Source organism: Acinetobacter sp. YH12236 (genome assembly GCF_013417645.1).
Lineage (GTDB): Bacteria > Pseudomonadota > Gammaproteobacteria > Pseudomonadales > Moraxellaceae > Acinetobacter.
Genome location: NZ_VPDM01000006.1, coordinates 47405 through 66635, shown reverse-complemented (window position 1 = coordinate 66635; position 19231 = coordinate 47405). Strand labels below are relative to the sequence as shown.

Genomic DNA, 19231 nt, shown 5'->3' with positions numbered 1-19231 from the left:
GCTGACCTCTGCCCCGTATTAGTCTTTTAGTTCTTGAATCAACTGTTTAAATGCTGCACCTAAACTTGGGTGATCCACCCCGTAGTGCAAGACTGCCTTTAAATAGCCAAGTTTGCTGCCACAATCAAAGGTCTGGCCTTTCATCCTGTAAGCTTCGACGGTTTCCAGCTGCTGTAATGCGGCAATGGCATCGGTCAGCTGGATTTCATTCCCGGCCCCTTTCGGTGTGGTGGCCAACAGCTGCATAATTTTGGCCGGTAATACATAACGCCCGATCACGGAAAGATTAGAAGGTGCGGTACCGACCGCCGGTTTCTCGACAATACCCTGCATTGCCGCACTCTGGCCCTCGGCAGGGGCAGCGGCAACATCCACAATGCCATATTGATCGACCAGATGCTCCGGCACAGCCTCGACCATAATCTGCGCTGCTTGTGTGGCATTAAAACGTTCAATCATCAAAGCCAGATCGTTTTTTTCTGCCTGATCTTTGACCAGCACATCTGGCAGTAACACCGCAAAAGCCTCATCACCGACAATATCTTTGGCACACAGTACCGCATGACCCAGGCCCAGCGGCTGTGGCTGACGCACACTGACCACGCTGACCTGCGGCGGTAAAATTTCGGTAATTTCTTTTAGCAAATCCCACTTCTGCTTCTGCTCTAATGTGGTTTCCAGCTCAAAGTTACGGTCAAAGTAGTTTTCAATTGACGCTTTGGAAGAATGCGTGACCAGAATAATCTGTTCAATACCGGCAGCAACCGCTTCACGCACCACATATTCAATCGCTGGACGATCGACCACCGTCACCATTTCTTTGGGAATAGATTTACTTGCAGGTAAAAAACGGGTACCCAAACCTGCAACAGGTAAAATCGCCTTCTTAATCATATACTTTAACCTAATCTCAATATTTTAATTTACTTTGACTTCTTTACCACGTTGATAGCCATCAACATAGTGCTCCAGCTGGCTTAATGCCCAATCAATATCCGATTGCACTGCAGTTAAATCATTGAAGCGCTCAAAGACCTGCAATAACTCATCCAGAGGATACATTTTTTCATAAGAACGCAAAATCCGGCTGTGTTGTGTCACTTCGGTATTATCAGCATCAATCAGTAATTCTTCGTAAAGTTTTTCACCAGGACGTAAACCAGAGTACTGGATTTCAATATCGCCATCCTGACTGTCGGCTTCACGTACTTTCAGACCGCTGAGGGCAATCATCTGACGGGCCAGATCCTGAATCCGTACCGGCTCGCCCATATCCAGCAGGAACACATCGCCACCATGGCCCAAGGCACCGGCCTGAATCACCAGCTGTGAGGCTTCGGGAATGGTCATAAAGAAACGGGTCACATCCGGATGGGTCACGGTAATCGGGCCACCCTTGGCAATCTGCTGTTTAAATAGCGGCACTACAGACCCCGATGAACCGAGCACGTTACCAAAACGCACAATACTGATCTGGGTCTGATCCTGCGCCTCGGCCATGGCCTGACAATACAGCTCAGCCATCCGTTTTGATGCGCCCATCACATTGGTCGGACGCACCGCTTTGTCGGTTGAAATCAGCACAAAGGTTTCAACGCCATTTTTCACCGCAGCATTCAGGCTAAAGGCGGTGCCAATCGCATTATTTTTCAAACCAGCAATCGGGTTACATTCTACCAGCGGCACATGCTTATACGCCGCCGCATGATAGACGGTTTGCACTGCGTATTGTTCAATAATCCGTTCCAGTTTGGCCTGATCCAAGACCGTACCCAGAATCGGAACAATTTCGACATTGGATGCCAGTCGTAGTTCTTTATCAATACTGTACAGGGCAAATTCGGTCAGCTCATAAATCACCAGTTTCTGCGGCTGGTTTTTAATAATCTGACGGCATAGCTCGGAACCAATTGAACCACCAGCACCCGTGACCATCACCACTTTGTCTTTAATATTTTTTTCTAGCAGCTCTGCCACCGGCGGCACCGGATCACGGCCCAGCAAGTCAATAATATCGACTTCCTGAATATCGGAGACGCGGATTTCACCATCCACCAGTTTGGTCAGACCCGGAATTTCAGTAATTTTTAAATGGGCAGGTTCCAGAAATTTAACGATTTCACTTTTGCGGCTACGCCCCACAGAGGGTAAGGCAATTAAAATTTCATCAATCCGCAATTTGGCAAAACATTTAAGCGCTGTTTCCGGCAAATAGACATCAATACCGCCAATATTCTGTCCACTTAAAGATGGATTATCATCAATAAAGAAAATCGGTAAATGTTCATTGGAACGGTTTAAGGTTGCAGCGACCTGTTGACCGGCATTGCCTGCCCCATAAATTGCGATGCGTTTTTTTGGGATACCCGCCTGTACATAAGAACGGACAATAAAACGGATGATTCCTCGGCTAAACCACACCCAGGCGAACATCATAAAGCCGAACATCAGTGGAATTGAGGTTGGAATAAAAGCATCTGTTAAATAGGCCAAGGCATAGAGTCCCGCCACCGCCAGAAAGGTCGCCAGGCCCAACTTGACCATAAACACTTCATTGTAGGTACGTACAATAAAGCGATACACCCCGAACACAAACAGCAGGATAACCGCAATTGCACTGACCCACAGTGAACCAAACGGAATATTCGGCACCACCTCTGCACCAAGGTCAAACTGACGAATGGCATAACACAGCCAGATTAGGACTGGAAATACACAGAAATCCAGAATGACCAGAAAAGCCAATTTGGCAGCTCGGGGGGATTCGACAAGAGGTAGGATGACGGATTTCACTTGATGTGTCTTCTCAATAGGAATAGTACAGCTCAGTTCAATTGTTAATATTGGAATGATTAAACTACAAATTAAACTCAGTTTGTAAAATGTATCAGTTGATGCATTTTTTATATGACATTATTGTAGCGCATATTAAATTATATACGCTGAATCACCTGGGCAATTGCCTGTTCGGTTGTGCGAATATTATCTTCCGATAAGGTTGGATGCACCAGGAACATCAGGCTGCTTTCACCCAACTGCTGGGCATTGGCTAGACGCTGTGCAGGTCGCCATGGTGTACCATCAAATGCATGTTCTAAATACACTTCTGAACAGGAACCACTAAAGCAAGGCACGCCCAGTGCATTGATTTCCGCCATAATCCGGTCACGTGACCAACCTTCTGGCAACTGTGCCGTATTGACCTGTACATAGCACTTATAGTTGGCATGGACATAATCACTGTTCGGATAATGCACACTAAAATAAGGACTGTCCTGAAATGCCTTCAAAATACGTTGAGCATACTCGGTGCGTTTTTGCGTCCATTCTGGCATCCGCTGTAACTGCAGTCGACCAATCACGGCTTGCATTTCCATCATGCGCCAGTTGGTGCCAAAAGAGTCGTGTAACCAGCGAAACCCTGGTGGGTGCTGTTTGTGATAAATGCTGTCGTAGTTTTTACCATGGTCTTTATACGACCACATTTTTTTCCAGAGCTGTTCATCATTGGTGGTGACCATACCACCTTCGCCACCAGTAGTCATAATTTTGTCCTGACAGAATGACCAGGCACCAATATGTCCAATTGATCCGGCAGGCTTGCCTTTGTACATGGCACCATGTGCCTGTGCACAGTCTTCAATAACATACAGGCCTTTGTCCTGCGCCAGTTGCATAATCGGGTCCATATCACACATCCAGCCCGCCAAATGCACGCAAATAATCGCTTTGGTATTTGGAGTCAGTGCTGCTTCTATGGTACGGGCAGAAATATTTTGTGAGTCGAGTTCTACATCTGCAAACACCGGATTGGCCCCAGCAGTCACAATCGAGCTGGCAGATGCCAAAAAGGTCCGCGAGGTGACAATGACATCATCACCTGCACCAATATTCAGAGCTTTTAAGGCCACATCCAGTGCAACTGTACCATTGGCCAGTGCCACGGCATATTGAGTCCCTGCAAAGCGGGCAAATTCTTTTTCAAACTCACGGCATTCTTGTCCGGTCCAGTAATTTACTTTGTTCGAGAGCAATACTTGAGATACGGCATCTGCTTCCTGTTGAGTAAAGCTTGGCCATGGTTCAAAGGCAGTATTTAACATGTACTACTAATCCTAATGAGTTTTATTTCTATCCAACGATAAGAAGCTTCTAATTTCTTGCCAAGAATTTAAGCAATGGTCTGCTTGATATTCCGCAGCAATTGAAAAATTCTGTTTATGAATATTCTGACCTTGATCTTTCAAGCAGATGGTTGTCCAGCCTAATAATTTTGCTGTTACAAAATCTTTTTTCAAGTTATCGCCTATATAAATATATTCTTTACACTGTAATTCGTTCATCACTTTCTCATAGTTGGCTATAGATGGCTTTTCTGAGCCAATTTCCTCAGAAATTACTATACTATTCAAAAGATTTGTTAATCCTAACGCTTGTAATTTATTACGTTGAGTTTTTGAACGCCCGTCAGTAATAACTGCATATTTATATTCCGTAGCAAAATAGGTTAATGTTTCTGCAACATCTTGGAATAGGGTAATATCCGGTTTATGAAAGCGATACCAATCTAAAAGCTCTTTTTTATCCAGTTGATATTTTTTGGAAATATTTTCAAAAACGTTTTCACCAGCATGATATTCTGCCAACATTTTCGCGTACAACTGTTGTGGCTGAGTACTAATTTTTGCCGCAATGAAGCGGTATGCAGATTGCAAATAACTTATTTCAGCATAAAGTGTATCATCTAAATCTAAAACTAAAGCTTTAATCTTGGTAGTCATTTACCAAAACCTCAGCATCATAACGCAGCATAAGTAAATTATCACACCATGCTGAAAATTCTTCAATATCCTGATTTAACAGATATTCTTGAATAACCCACTGACTATAATTAGCACCTGCTAAATAACTTAAAGGATAGCCACCACCAAAACGTGGGTTTATTTCAATCCCTAAAATTTTATCTTCAGTTTTATGCATAAATACCTGAATCGTTAAACAGCCACGCGCACCAGCTATATATTTTAACTTTTGATTAAATTCTCTGACAATAAAGTTCTTTTTTGTTACCCCTTTATTTACTTCACCTGCACGCACAAAAATACGTTTACGCGGTACTACACATTTTAATTCTGAGGATTTATCGTAGTAACAGTCAACGGTAAATTCATCATAATCGTCTGGTTTAATGTATTCCATAAACATAAGTTTTGGATCTGCACGATGTTCCGGTTTAATATCTTCTGCACAATATGCTGTAAAAATACCTTTACTTAAGCTTCCATCATACGGCTTTACAAAAACAGGAAACGTTAAACTCTCTAAGGTATATTGCTGCGGAATATGAATTCCTTTTTCTTCAAAAAAATGATTGATTTGACGTTTGTCGCGACATTGGTGTACCAACTCAGGATCACTTACCAATAAATGGATTCCTTGTTGCTTAAAATAAGCAATATTTTCACTTAAAACTAATAACTCTGTATCAATCGTTGGCACGATTAATTTAACTTGATTACTCAAGCAAAGGTGTAATAAATAATCAATATATTCAGGGCTTGTAACGCGCGGTGCTGTAAAACTTTGGTCAGAAACATGACATGCAGGAGCTAGAATAGGATTTAAATCAGTAGTAAAAACCTGACCATTTTCAAAATTTTTTTTCAGTTCTGTTTGGAAAGAGCGTACCAATGAAACTCTTTGTCCTGCTGAGGTAATTAAAATATTCATTTATTTCTTCTCATTACCATTAAATTTTGGCATTGTTGCATCATTTTCCGCGTTAATATCATCTTTGGCGAGCACTTTTTTCACCGTTTTTAGCATAATTTTAAAATCTAACCAGACCGATTGATTTTCGACATACCAAGTATCAAGTTTAAATTTTTCTTCCCAGCTTATGGCATTACGTCCATTCACTTGTGCATGACCAGTCATACCTGGACGTACCAGATGACGCTTGGCTTGTTCTTCGTTATAAAGAGGTAAATATTCCATCAGCAATGGACGTGGCCCGACAATGCTCATATCGCCTTTAATCACATTCCATAATTCTGGCATTTCATCTAGACTGCTAGAACGCAGCATTTTGCCAAACGGGGTTAATCGCTCACTGTCTGGTAAAGGGTTGCCTTGCGCATCTACTGCATCTTTCATACTACGAAATTTAATCATTTCAAAAGGTTTGCCATGTAAACCGGGGCGTACCTGACGGAATAAAACGGGTGAGCCCAGATTTTTTTTCACCTTATGTGCCACATAAAAATACAGCGGTGACAGTAATATGAGAGCAATGGAAGCAATAATAATATCGAGGAGGCGTTTTAACATTTAAATACCTAATATTTTAAGTAATTTTTGATTTACTTTTTCTGCATCGAACTTTTCAATTGCTATTTTATGACTTTCATTACCCATAATACAAATCTGTTCCGGATGCTCTATAAAATAAATCATTTTCTCAGCCAGTGCCTCAGGATTCCATTTCGGTACTAAAAAACCATTTTCACCATCTACTATAGTTTCTCTACAGCCTGGCACATCCGTAGTTATAATAGCACGTCCAATTGCCATCGCTTCTTGCGTACTACGTGGCACACCTTCTCTATAAGAGGGTAATACAAAAACATGACTATCCGCGATCCAATCTTTCACATTATTCACATAACCAGGATAATGAATAATTTTAGATTCAATTAAGAGATCTAATTCAGATTGTTTCAAAGCACCTAGGTTATGATGATCTATAGCACCTAGTACTGTAAATTGTACATCAGTATAGATTTTTTTTACTAATTTCGCCGCTTGCACAAACTCATGTATACCTTTTTCTTTAAGCAAACGACCAATAAATAGAAATTTTATTGGGGAGTGAATATTATCCAAAGCCTGGAATGGATAATCTTTTAAATTTAGGCCAATACCTCCAAGAACTTCTACCTTTTTCACTTTGATCGCATGTTGTTGTAGTAAGTCTTTTGGATCATCAGGATTTAAAAAAATAAGCTGATCAAGTTGTGGCAAAGCTACTTTATATAAAAAGACCTGTATTTTTTTTATAAGTTGCGTTTTTCTACTCAAGCCTTCAGGCTGTTCCGTAAAGGTATATCCCAATCCTTCAAGCATACCGGTAATACAAGGGACTTTAGCTAATTTTGCAGCTAAAGTTCCAAAAATCACAGGTTTAGAAAAATAAGAAAATACTATATTAGGACTTATTTCTTTAATTTTTTTTGAAAGTTTATAGGTTGCGATAATATCTGCCAAGGGGTTTAGCCCCCCCCTGTTTAAAGTATAGGTAATGGGGATCGCACCAAGCTGTTCTATTTTTCTTAAACCTTCAATAGAATATTCAGAAGTAAAAGCATACACGTGATGACCTCTTTCTACTAATGTACGAATTAAATCTGCACGAAAACCATAGAAGCTTGAGGCAACAGTACCTATAAAAACAATTTTACTCATATATTTAAATCTATTTCTTTACAACTTTATTTAGGTTTTTTTGGTAAAATTCTAATTCAGAATGATTAAATTTCATATTCCTACGTTGAGATAACTTTTGTAAATTTCCTGTATATTGAAAAAATTTACTGATTAATATCTTTAAGTATAGCTTTAGAACTTCAGCACTTAAAAAATTTGTCGCGTAATAATCTGAATATATTCTTAAAGTATCTTTGTAAGAGTTGATCATTTTATCAATAGATAGATTACCTTCTTCACGATAAAATAAAAGCAATTCAGGTAAAACAGCCATTTTAAAATCATTATTGATTATTGATCTAGTCCATAATTCAAAATCTTCTGCTCTAGGATATTTTTCAGAATATTGATTTCTTAAATACCATGCTTTACGTGCCATTACAGAGGGATGTACAATTGGATAGCTTAATTTTGGAACGTTAAAGTCAGAATATAAATCACTAACACATCTGTAACCTTTTACTTGATTAAAATTATTTATTGAAATTAAACCTGAAGAAACTAAATCAAAATTTTTATTATTTTCTAGAAAATCAAGCTGTTTTTCAAGCCTTTCTGGATGCATAATATCATCTGCATCCATACGAGCAATAAACTTTCCTTTTGACTCTTTTATTAACTGGTTAAGACGATAAGGTAGTTGTCTATTCTTCCCATCACAAATTACTCTAATTCTTATATCTTTATGCGCAAATTCCTGAGCAATCTTAAGGGAATTATCTATTGAGCCATCATCAACAAGAATTAATTCCCAATTTTGAAATGATTGACTAAGCACGGATTGAATCGCATATGCTAAGTAATTTTCAGCATTATAAAATGGAATACCTATACTTATTACAGGGTTATGATTAACTTCATTAAGCATAAAAATTAAAACCTACATAAATAGCAATAAACATTAAAATGTAATGAATCTTAATGTTACCCTTAACAAAGGGAGAGTAAAATAGAGGAATAACTAAAAACGGGATAACAATCCAAGAAAACAACCCCCAGCGATCTGAAAATGGCAATTGAAATGCCATAAATAACATAATGCTTGAGAGTATATAATAACAAACTAATTGGGTATATTTTTTTTCTAAAAAATCATTTTTTAATCTATTTTTTACATACAAAGACAGCAACAAAAAGAATGTATTAAATATCACAAATTGAGATTTAAAGCCAACCTGATAGCCGTAGTCATCATCTGTAAAATAGCTTGCGCGCTTATCTTCACCTAAAAAATCTAGAAATAAAGGAGATATATTTAAAAACCCATAATTCAAATAAGATACTAAAATCATAAAAAAATAGATTAAAACTAAAAAATTAAAATACTTATATTTAGAAAAGAAAGTCGAAACAATAAAAATTAAAATTGGAATAATAGATGTTAAATGAAAAGCTAATGCTAAAAAAACAAAAAATAAAATCCAAAGATTACTTTTTCTTTCAGCCCATAACGTATAAGAAAATAATAAAATAGATAAGGAGACCCCTTGCCTAATTACATTGATACTCATACTTAGAAAAAAGAATAATGAAATACATACAAAAAAAGCAAAAAACAAATTTGCTTCAAATTGTTTTGTATATTTTTTTAATGCACCGTATAAAAACACATAAAACAAAAATGAAATTAAAAATAGAAAAAAAGTGTAACTTAAGTCAAAACTCCTCAATATAATAGCTAATAAGTCAAACAGAAATTCACTATTAAAGTTTAATTCTGGCTCTCCTAACCAAAGTCCATTATAATAATTACCCGTATCAGTTCCAACATTATATCCTCTTAATCCAACCAGAAAAATTAAACTTACTAAAGGTAAAAATACTAGAAATTTTCCTAATTTATTTTGAACTAAAATGTCTTTCTTAATTTCTGCAGATAGTGCCGAAACTACTACTAGGCAAGCAGTACAAAAATAAATTAGATTATATAGGTAAAAAAAAGTGATGTTATCGACTAACATTTTTCAACTGCTTTCCATATTTTTATAAGTCATAAGAAGCTGATTCGCATTATAATTTATATCAAAACCTTTCTGTGCTAGTAAGTCTATATTAATTTGAAAATCTATATCCTTACATTGTAAGTTCTTAATTTCTAAGATCCACTCATCAATATTATTTAAATCTTTAAATTCAATAAGGTTCACACCTAAATCAACTTCATCTGATATACTCGAAGAAATTATAGATTTTAAACCTATTGCTTGGCTTTCCACCAAAACAACAGGAAATCCTTCATGCAAGGATGGCATTAACATCACATCAGATCCTGCCATAAGATGAGGTACATCAGACCTAACACCTAATAGGAAAACATTTTTCTCTAAACCATAATGTTGTATATTTTTCTTAATAGAATCTTCCAAAGGACCTTGACCTACGATGAAAAAAGTAAAGTTAACTCCTTGTTCTTTTAATCTCTTCGCAATTTCTAAAGAAAAATCATGATTTTTAACTTTGTTCAATCTACCAACTTGGATGATTTTTAAACCTTGAAGATTACTTTTAACTGCTTTCCAAGAATTTTTATTACTTAACGAAATTTCATTATATAATTGTAAATCAATTGCATTATTTAATAACCAAACATTTTCTGATGTATTAAATAAATATTCAGCTGCTTCTTTACCACACGCAATTTTTTTCGTTGGTAAGTTTTTATTCAAATATATAGCAAATTTTTCATACAATTTAGCTATAGTTCCAGATTTACCATTACTCGTATTATGTGAATGCGAAATTCTATGTGGAATTCCTGCTTTTTTTGCTGCTAATAGATGGAAGGCATTATTAAGCAACATATGTGCATGTACAATTTGATATTCAGAATGTTGCTTTAAAAAATTGGTTAACTTGAACATGCGCTCGAGTGAATTATTTGCAATAATTGGAAAAATATTTCCACCTAATGATAAAATTTCCTCATCATAATCACCTTGATCAGTGGTAAAAGTAATAAAGTCAAATTGCACTTGTGTACGATCAATATGACGGTATAGATTCATCAGCATGGTTTCTGCACCGGCACGGTCCATTTTTCCGACTATATGTAATACTCTGATCATTTCTTCAAATCCTTAAATTTTAAATATATTTCAGTAAAAAATCTTATCGACTTTTTCTCAAAAAATAATAATATTTTGTATTTTAAAGGAATATTTAAATCTAAGAAACTAAGATTTGGATAGAAATCATTATAGTGATATTTACTATTTTTTTTATTTAAAATATAACCTATATTTGCATAGGCTTTCTGGAATTGTAAAGAATCTTCTAATTCCCTGTAATTCAAAGACTCAATTTCTTTTATCACTATAAAGTTTTTCTCAACATTTTTATCAAAATTTTGATTAGTAATAGAATTTTCTCTTATATAATAAAAATATACTGGCTCTCGTATAGTTGAAATTTTAGGCTTATATCTCATAAGCTGAGTTACAAAAAAAATTAAATCCTCTTTATAATCTAATCCTTCTTTAAATTGAAAATTATTATATAAATTACTTTTAACTAATTTATTCCATAAGCCTGCATGAATTTTATTTTCAAGAATTCTTTTTGCAAATATTATTGGATCTTCGACTTCTATATCAGGAGTTTTTTGTATATAATTACTTTCAAGGCCAGAATAATATCCTCCCACTATAATAGCAGCATTACTCCTATTTGCTTCTCGAATTAAATTCATATAAGCATTAGGTAATACAATATCATCAGAATCTGCATGAATTATGTATTCCCCTGTAGCATGAGCTACCCCCATATTTCTTGCTGATGAAACTCCACCATTTTCCTTATCAATAATCTTTATCCGACTATCTTCTGATTGTATCCGTCTACAAATCTCATATGAAGAATCAGTAGATCCATCATTTACCAAAATAATTTCTAAATTTTGGTATGATTGGGAAGTAATGCTTTGGATCGTTTTTTTTATAGTCTCTTGGGCATTATACACAGGAATAATAACTGAGATTTTTGAGTCTAATTTCATTCCTAAACCTCTGCTAATGCTTTTTTCAGGAAATCAATTCCATATTGTTTTTGCTGATTTTTAGTAATATTAACAGAATCCCATTTAATTTCTTTTTTAAGCATATTGGGATCGATATCAGATATACTTTTAAATAATCGATCTTTTAAGTTATATATTTCTAATAAAGATTCGAATCGCGTATAACCTCTATCAATATTAGCAATAGCTATAAATGGCTTATTAAATATAATAGAAAACACACAACCATGAAAAGAATCAGTAACCACAAAATCACTTTTTTGGAAACATTCTATCCAAGATTCTACATTGGGAAATACATAAGATTCGGGATCTTTGGCAAAATATTTGTTAAAAGTTTTTGGCATATTATAAAATATTGGATAACCTAAAGAAGCACCAATATTCTCTAAACCCTGCATTCGTGATTCTTCAGGATCAAGTATATAGCAAAACAGTCCTCCCCCCCCTGATGGCATATTTGCAATATCAGCGATATTCAAATAGTCTGTAGTGTCAAGTAATAACGTTGGATCGCAGCATTGCACTGCACTAACTTCCATATTGTCACGAATTAAATCAACCGCACTTTTTTCTCTTACCGATACAGCATTAAATTTTTGTAAAAGATTTTTAGCAATTAACGTATTTTGATCACTAAAGCGCCAATCATCTGTACCCAGTGAAGCTGCATAACTAATTTTTCTAATACTTTTTGGGGCAAAACCTAAAAAGTAAAACTCAATATTAGGGCAGTATTCTGGTCGCCAAACTTGATCACTCCCTACAATAATTCCATCTAGGCCTTGAGAGAATTCTGGTAGCTCTGACAATTGCATCCAGCCACTTGAAGGCTGTATCTTTTTTTCTACAAAATTTCTTGTTTTATTTGAAATAAATTCCAATTCTGTTTGATTTGGATAATAAGGACCAGCCTTATTTAAAACTTTATTTTTTAACCATCGTCTTAGACTTTGTATAAATGCATGCGACTTTTTTAACTTATTACGCTTGACATCAAGAAATATTACCTCATGGCCTAAACGGTTGAGAGTAAGAGTTAACGCATATGCTTGCAAAATACCACCATAATTATTCCATAATGGCAATGTTAAAACACCAACCTTCACTTTTTACTCTCCGCAAGAATTGAAAGTAATATACCTTGACCTAACTCAGATACACTCTTTACCCTAGAATACTTGTTAATATAAATTGTATCACCTGAAACCATTTGTACCTTACCCTTAACATCAACACAAAGAGCAGCCAGGGATTTTATCAGAGACTCATCAATATTAATTAAATCGCATTTCATAAATGAATATAAAAACATTAAGCTACCTGATGAATCTATTGTTTTATCATTTGTATGTCCAAGGAATTGAGCCCAAAACCCATAATCTTCTTTTAGGTTATTTAAAAGTTTTAAATAATGCTCTGTAACATTTCTGAATTGCTCATTATAACTTTTTGTTGCGACCGAAGATAAGCCAAGCAATAACCACCCCATACCTCTAGCCCAATTTACTGACCCCAATGGATGATTATGAGTTAAATCATACGCATGGATAGCCAAACCTTGATTCGGTCCTACACAATATTGAAGCGCAAACTGAACTTGCCGCTCTGCATCTGCTTTTATACTTTTATCCGAGGTAATCTCTGCATAGAGCATTAGGAAAGGACAAAGTAATCCAACCGTATCAATAAAGAAAATATTATGTTCTTTCCTGTACAGGTAAATTCCATCATCCTTTCTAAATAAACTGATATATTTATATATATTTTTTGCAGCTTCAAAGTAGTGCTCTTTATTTGTTATTTTATAAAGTCGCAAAAACACCAGACCAAACATTGCTTGATCAACTTTATCTACTTTAAATTTAAGTTGCCCTTCATTCGTTACTAAATCAATTACTTTTCTTTCTATTTTTGCTAGAGCCTCTTTTTTATCTGCACTTTCATATTGATCAAGTAAGCCTAAAAGAAGAAAAGCTAAAGGAAAATTAAAATAAGTATAAATATGATGCGATTTCTTACCTAAAAAATTATTTTTCCAAGTTGCTAATAATGTATAAAGACCTTCATCATCATTAAAAGACATATTTATACTTTTTGAAGTAAGCATTTGATAAGCTTGTTGTAATACTTTCTCCTTAACTATATTAACATCCTCTATATCTAGAAGTTTTATATGTTGACCAAATTTTCTTTTAATCAAGGGATATGCAATCAAAAACAGCTGGAAGAAAATAATTGCAAGTAAAGTTATATAAATCAATTTATTACCTTCTCTTAAGTTTCTAAATAATTAACCCTAAATGGGAAGCATTCTTATTTTGAAAATTTATTCCCTTTTAGCTCTAAATAAAATAACTACTAATAGTCCCATATAACCTAAAACATTTACCAATGAAAATAATACAATTGATATAAGTTCACTTTTATTTAAATAGCCAATATATAATGCTCCAATACGGGTTATAGTGACTATAATTTCATAAAATAATAAAAGAGATTGAATTTTTAATGCTGGCATTGCAGCAACGGCTGGTCTAACAACTAGCATTGCGATCATCCATAATGCAATCCATGGAGAAAATTTTCCTGCCAACTGCCATTCAGCTCCCAATAACCAAGGTAAAAAAGATTCGCCAAAAATTATTATAAAACCAAAAGGTATTGATGCCACAAGAAGTAGAGCAAAAATCGATCGAATTATTAAAGAAAAAGTATTCCCTGTTTTATCAACAATGGCACGAGTAATCTTAGGATAAAAAACCTCTCCAACAGAATCTCCTAAAAGCACAACAGGAGCTGCTAAAATTACCAAAAGAATAGAGTATTGCCCAGCGGAACTTACTCCAAATAAGGTAGTAAGCATTATTACTGGCAAGCCCATTGAAGCAGCTCTTATTACACTCTGTGGCATACGATAAATTGCAAAATCTTTATGCTCAAAAGCTGCTTTTCGTATACCAGTTATACCAAACCACTGACGAAAATCAAATGAACCAACTTTTGGAACTCGGGCCATCAATATAATGTAATTAATCAGGTTAGCAAAAATTGATAATACAATTAACGTAATCCCACTAGCGGAAATATACCCTGCGCCCAGTTTCCCAAGATTCATGATGAAAGTACTGGCAACATACGAACTTGATTTCGCCTTAAATAAACCTTCCCGTATAGCCGCTTGATTAGCGACAGATAGCAATGCTACAAGCACTAACGAAGTTGGAATTAAATAAAGTAAGTTTGGTTCAGACGATAGACCAGCCAAACTAGCCAGCTGTTCTTGAAAGGCATAAATAACAATTAAAGCTACAGATGAGGCTATTACTGCGGAAACTAAAGACAAACGAGCTACAGCATTTGCTCCTTCCTGCGTTTTTGGCATGACGATAGCATTAGCGTAGCCTAAAGTTGCTAATGGCGTAATGATGTTAAGAATAGCGGTAAATGCTGCCAATGCACCAAAAGCCTCAGGACCATATAATCGTGTCAGAAATGGCATGAATGCCAATGAAATTGCTTGTGCAGCTGCAATCCCTGTTGCGACTGCAAACACATTTCTTACAAATTTACTTTGTCTAAAGGTCTTTATATGATTACGCAAAAAATAGGACATGGATGAGTTATTCTATGATAATAGACAATAGCTTTTGAATTAACATCTTATTCCCATCCTTATACTCATACTGGACTTACGAAGCTTAAACCTTTCGGCGGGAATACTATCAGAAAAATATGAACTTTCTGTTATGATTTTTAGCCAAAAAAACTAAAATGCTTCCTTTTGTATCAGTTTTTTGCAAATGATCTTTGTTTAATTTTGCTCTGTCTCACAATTTAGATACTTTTTGCCTCATTTTTATGCCTGTGCTTGCGTATACTTTCGCAATCTACTTACAATTTGTTATATACCCTTAAAATAACTTCGGTAAACTATTTTTTATTTTTATGATTTTAGAAAAATCGAGAACGGGAATACGTGTGAGACAATTTAAATCTATAATTCTACTGTCTTTTCTGGTGACAGCAAGCGGGTGTGCGGTCACCTCCGGCTTACAGACCTATGACTTACCTTCTGAGGGTGTCTATCAAACAGACTTGGGGACTTCGGTGAATGTGGTCCGGCTCACTCAAGATACTGTACTCGGTTTGCAACCGGCAGTACAAAATATTCAGCAAGATTATGCTCACCTGTTTACCCAGCCACACCGTAACTATAACCTCAGCCCAGGCGACATCCTGTCGATCTATTTATGGGCTTATCCTGAAATCACACCTGCTTCCACGAGTGTGAGTAGTGATGAGTCTGCACGCGCGAATGGTTATCAAATTGACCAAAGTGGTTATATTCAATTCCCGATTATTGGTCGCTATAAAGCTGCCGGTAAATCTTTAAGTCAGGTAAACCGTGAGCTGCGCAGTCAGTTATCGCGTTATTTAAAAACGCCTGATGTAGTAGCACGGGTTCTGTCTTATCAAGGGCAGCGTTACTCGGTACAGGGCAATGTAATGAAAGGCGGCCAGTTCTATTTAAGTGACCAGCCGACCAGTGTCTATACCGCTTTAGGTCTGGCGGGTGGGGTCAATGCCCAGCAAGGCAATAATGCTTCTATTACCTTGGTGCGTCAGGGGCAGACCTATCATTTAAACAGTATTGAACTGGAACAAGCCGGTTTTTCTTTACATAATCTGCTGATTCAACCGAATGACACCCTGTATGTAAACAGCCGCGAAAACCAGAAAATCTATGTGATGGGGGAATCGGGTAAAAACCAGTCTTTACCGCTTCGAGATCAGGGCATGAGTCTGAGTGATGTACTTGGTGAAAGTCTGGGCTTAAATCCATTGTCGGCCAGCCGTAGTAAAATCTATGTGTTACGCAGTCAGCCAAGTGGTGCACAAACCGAAGTCTATCATCTGGACTTAACCAGTATTGCCGACTTTGGTCTGGCCAATCAGTTTAAAATGCGCAGTAATGATATTGTCTATGTCGATGCATCTGGCCTTGCGCGCTGGCAACGTGTGGTGAATCAGCTTATTCCTTTCTCTAGTGTCGTTTATCAACTAGATAATTTAGGTAAATAATGAAAATTAACAATATTCTAGTGGTCTGTATTGGTAATATTTGCCGTAGCCCGATGGCGGAATACTTTTTAAAACACGAATTTCCGCATTTACAGATTGAATCTGCCGGTATTTCCGGACTGGTCGGTCATGCAGCCGATGATAAGGCCAGCCTGTGCATGCAACGTTTAGGGATTGATATGAGCCCGCATGTGGCCCGAAAGCTGAATGCCGAGTTGGTCAAGAAAGCCGACCTGATTTTAGTGATGAGTCAGAACCAGCAAAAACATGTGGAACAGACTTGGCCCTTTGCCAAAGGTAAAACCTTTAGGCTGGGGCACTGGCAAAGTAAAAATGTGGCCGATCCTTATCAGCATGATCAGGCAGTATTTGATGAAACCTGCCAGCTGATTCAAGCCTGCATTGCAGACTGGAAAAAATATATTTAACTTTCGAACAAAAGACTATGAGCCAAAATACCAATACAGAAGATACCATTGACCTGAAGGAATTGTTTTTCTCCTTAATTGCCCAGTGGAAACTGATTGCTCTCTGTGTCATTTTAAGTTTGGTCTGTGCCTTACTTTATTTAAGAACCACACCAGACACCTATCAGGTCGATGCACTGGTTCAGGTCGAAGAAAATAAAGGGGCATCTGCCGCCTTATTGGGCGATTTGTCCGATATGATTGAGCAGAAATCACCGGCTCAGGCCGAAATTGAGATTTTAAAATCGCGCTTGGTGCTCGGTACCGTTATTGATCGCCTGAATTTAAATATTCGCATTCATGGTACAGAAGACAGTTTCTGGAGCCGCTTACTGAATAAGCACGAGTATGACAGTGAATATTCAGGCAAATCGGTGCTGTTTAAAGACAACCAGAAAAGTTTTGATGTACGCAGCTTTGATATTCCAGATTACTATCGTGATAAAAGTCTGCTGCTTCGTTTCTCACAGGGTAAATTTAGTTTAACCGATGAAGAAACTGAACAAGTGGTCTTTTCTGCGCCACTGAACCAGACCAGCCAGTTACAGTCTGAGTATGGCCTATGGAAAGTCGGTATTTATAGTCAGGACAGCTTTGATAGCACTTACCTGATCCAAAAGCAAAGCCTGCCTGCAGCCGTTCGTAGCTTGCTCGCGGACTATTCGGTGGCCGAAAAAGGCAAAATGACCGGTGTGCTGGGCCTCAACTACCAGGGTACCGACAAGCAGCATATTACCCAGGTGCTCAATGCCATTTTAGCGGCCTATAGTCAACAGAATATTGAACGTCGCTCGGCTGAAACCGCACAAACCTTAAAATTCCTGGAAGATCAGCTGCCTGAACTCAAACAGCAACTCGATGTCGCTGAACGTGAATTTAACCGTTTCCGCCAGCAGTATAATACGGTCGATGTCACCAAGGAATCAGAGCTGTATCTGACCCAAAGCGTGACCCTGGAAACCCAAAAGGCCGAGCTGGAACAAAAAGTGGCTGAAGCCTCAGCCAAATATACGGCCGAACACCCAATCATGCAGCAAATGAATGCGCAATTATCGGCCATTAATAAAAAGATTAATGAGCTAGATGGAACATTAAGACGCTTACCAGAATTGCAACGTCAATATCTGCAACTGTTCCGCGAAGTGGAAGTGAAACAGCAGCTATATACCGGCCTGCTTAATTCTTATCAGCAGTTACGTATTGCCAAAGCCGGTGAAATTGGTAATGTACGTATTGTCGATACCGCGGTAGAACCGATTGAACCGATTAAGCCAAAGAAATTACAGATCCTGATTCTGTCGATTTTCTTGGGTGGTTTCCTCGGCACACTGCTGGCCTTATTACGTAATATGCTGCGTAGTGGTGTTAAGGATTCTACCCAAATTGAAAATGAACTGGACTTGCCGGTGTATGCCACTGTACCGCGTTCGCCTGTACAGGAAAGCCGGATTAAACTGCTGAAGAAGAAAAAGAATATTCCAATTCTGGCCGTCAAGCATAGCGATGATATTGCGATTGAAAGCCTACGCAGCATGCGTACTGCCATTCATTTTGCCTTAAGCAGTGCCAAGAACAATATTATTATGGTTTCTGGTCCTGCACCGGAAGTCGGTAAATCCTTTATTTCAACTAATCTGGCCACTATTCTGGCGCAAAGCCAGAAACGGGTACTGATTATTGATGCTGACTTGCGCCGCGGTTATTTACATAAGTACTTTAATCATGCAAACCAACCGGGTCTGGCAGACTACTTAAATGGTCAAACCGAGTTAAGCCAAGTCATTAAAGCTACTGAAGTATCCGGTCTGGATGTGATTGCGCGTGGTAAGAGCCCGGCCAACCCGTCTGAACTGCTGAGTACTAACCAGTTTAGCGCCATGTTGAATCAGCTGTCAGAACAGTACGATCATATTCTGATTGATACTCCACCAATTCTGGCAGTCACAGACGGGATTATTATTTCCCAGCATGCCGGGGTGAATCTGGTGATTGCACGTTATGCCAAGACACAAATGAAAGAGCTGGAATTGACCCTCAACCGTTTTGAACAGGCAGGTGTGAAAGTCAATGGTATTATCCTGAATGATATTCAGCGCTCTAGTGCAGGCTATGGTTATGGCTATAACTATTCCTATGCCTATAAAGCCAATAAGGATAATGACTAATTTTACAGTGACCG

General features: G+C 37.3%; 17 protein-coding genes. 3 read left to right on the top strand and 14 right to left on the bottom strand.

All coding sequences use genetic code 11. From position 1 onward, the window contains the following. Window positions 1-18 precede the first annotated feature (18 nt). The 14 genes from galU to FTV14_RS04760 all read right to left on the bottom strand — a co-directional run bounded on the left by galU (window position 19) and on the right by FTV14_RS04760 (window position 15116). On the bottom strand, window positions 19-894 hold the full coding sequence (gene galU, locus FTV14_RS04825; RefSeq protein WP_104489058.1) for a UTP--glucose-1-phosphate uridylyltransferase GalU: 876 nt from the start codon (window positions 892-894) through the stop codon (window positions 19-21). A 24-nt stretch (window positions 895-918) separates the two neighbouring features. Then, window positions 919-2793 carry a nucleoside-diphosphate sugar epimerase/dehydratase gene (locus FTV14_RS04820; protein WP_180053465.1) on the bottom strand — a complete coding sequence of 625 codons (1875 nt, stop codon included), beginning with the start codon at window positions 2791-2793 and terminating at the stop codon, window positions 919-921. Between the two features lie 140 nt (window positions 2794-2933). Continuing rightward, window positions 2934-4103, bottom strand: coding sequence for a DegT/DnrJ/EryC1/StrS aminotransferase family protein (locus FTV14_RS04815; protein ID WP_180053464.1), 1170 nt, complete (start codon window positions 4101-4103; stop codon window positions 2934-2936). Between the two features lie 12 nt (window positions 4104-4115). After that, window positions 4116-4781, bottom strand: coding sequence for an HAD family hydrolase (locus FTV14_RS04810; protein ID WP_180053463.1), 666 nt, complete (start codon window positions 4779-4781; stop codon window positions 4116-4118). Next, window positions 4765-5730, bottom strand: a complete 966-nt coding sequence (locus tag FTV14_RS04805) for an ATP-grasp domain-containing protein (protein ID WP_180053462.1) — start codon at window positions 5728-5730, stop codon at window positions 4765-4767. Before FTV14_RS04805 ends, FTV14_RS04810 begins: the two co-directional genes overlap by 17 nt. Continuing rightward, the gene (locus FTV14_RS04800; protein WP_180053461.1) at window positions 5731-6330 is read right to left on the bottom strand and encodes a sugar transferase; all 600 of its coding nucleotides are present in this window, start codon (window positions 6328-6330) and stop codon (window positions 5731-5733) included. It abuts the gene before it with no gap. After that, the gene (locus FTV14_RS04795; RefSeq protein WP_180053460.1) at window positions 6331-7464 is read right to left on the bottom strand and encodes a glycosyltransferase family 4 protein; all 1134 of its coding nucleotides are present in this window, start codon (window positions 7462-7464) and stop codon (window positions 6331-6333) included. 10 nt (window positions 7465-7474) lie between these two features. Continuing rightward, window positions 7475-8353, bottom strand: coding sequence for a glycosyltransferase family 2 protein (locus FTV14_RS04790; protein WP_180053459.1), 879 nt, complete (start codon window positions 8351-8353; stop codon window positions 7475-7477). Then, on the bottom strand, window positions 8346-9446 hold the full coding sequence (locus tag FTV14_RS04785) for an EpsG family protein (RefSeq protein WP_180053458.1): 1101 nt from the start codon (window positions 9444-9446) through the stop codon (window positions 8346-8348). Before FTV14_RS04785 ends, FTV14_RS04790 begins: the two co-directional genes overlap by 8 nt. Window positions 9447-9449: 3 nt before the next feature. Next, window positions 9450-10550 carry a glycosyltransferase gene (locus tag FTV14_RS04780; RefSeq protein ID WP_180053457.1) on the bottom strand — a complete coding sequence of 367 codons (1101 nt, stop codon included), beginning with the start codon at window positions 10548-10550 and terminating at the stop codon, window positions 9450-9452. Continuing rightward, entirely contained in the window at window positions 10547-11479 is a 933-nt protein-coding gene (locus FTV14_RS04775) for a glycosyltransferase (protein WP_180053456.1), read from the bottom strand. Before FTV14_RS04775 ends, FTV14_RS04780 begins: the two co-directional genes overlap by 4 nt. A 2-nt stretch (window positions 11480-11481) precedes the next feature. Continuing rightward, window positions 11482-12609, bottom strand: a complete 1128-nt coding sequence (locus FTV14_RS04770; RefSeq protein WP_180053455.1) for a polysaccharide pyruvyl transferase family protein — start codon at window positions 12607-12609, stop codon at window positions 11482-11484. Continuing rightward, on the bottom strand, window positions 12606-13763 hold the full coding sequence (locus FTV14_RS04765) for a glycoside hydrolase family 88 protein (protein WP_180053454.1): 1158 nt from the start codon (window positions 13761-13763) through the stop codon (window positions 12606-12608). The genes FTV14_RS04770 and FTV14_RS04765 overlap by 4 nt, the downstream gene beginning before the upstream one ends. A 66-nt stretch (window positions 13764-13829) precedes the next feature. Then, a complete protein-coding gene (locus FTV14_RS04760) occupies window positions 13830-15116 on the bottom strand; it encodes a lipopolysaccharide biosynthesis protein (protein ID WP_180053453.1) in 1287 nt (428 codons plus the stop codon). A gap of 365 nt (window positions 15117-15481) precedes the next feature. On the opposite strand from FTV14_RS04760, the gene FTV14_RS04755 reads away from it, so the two are divergent. Genes FTV14_RS04755 through FTV14_RS04745 form a run of 3 tightly spaced genes read left to right on the top strand, consistent with a single transcriptional unit; the run spans window position 15482 to window position 19217 of the window. Then, window positions 15482-16585: a polysaccharide biosynthesis/export family protein gene (locus FTV14_RS04755; protein ID WP_180053452.1), complete on the top strand. Its 1104-nt coding sequence runs from the start codon at window positions 15482-15484 to the stop codon at window positions 16583-16585. Continuing rightward, window positions 16585-17013 carry a low molecular weight protein-tyrosine-phosphatase gene (locus FTV14_RS04750; RefSeq protein WP_180053451.1) on the top strand — a complete coding sequence of 143 codons (429 nt, stop codon included), beginning with the start codon at window positions 16585-16587 and terminating at the stop codon, window positions 17011-17013. The genes FTV14_RS04755 and FTV14_RS04750 overlap by 1 nt, the downstream gene beginning before the upstream one ends. Before the next feature lie 17 nt (window positions 17014-17030). Next, window positions 17031-19217: a polysaccharide biosynthesis tyrosine autokinase gene (locus FTV14_RS04745; RefSeq protein WP_180053450.1), complete on the top strand. Its 2187-nt coding sequence runs from the start codon at window positions 17031-17033 to the stop codon at window positions 19215-19217. The last annotated feature ends 14 nt before the right edge of the window (window positions 19218-19231 follow it).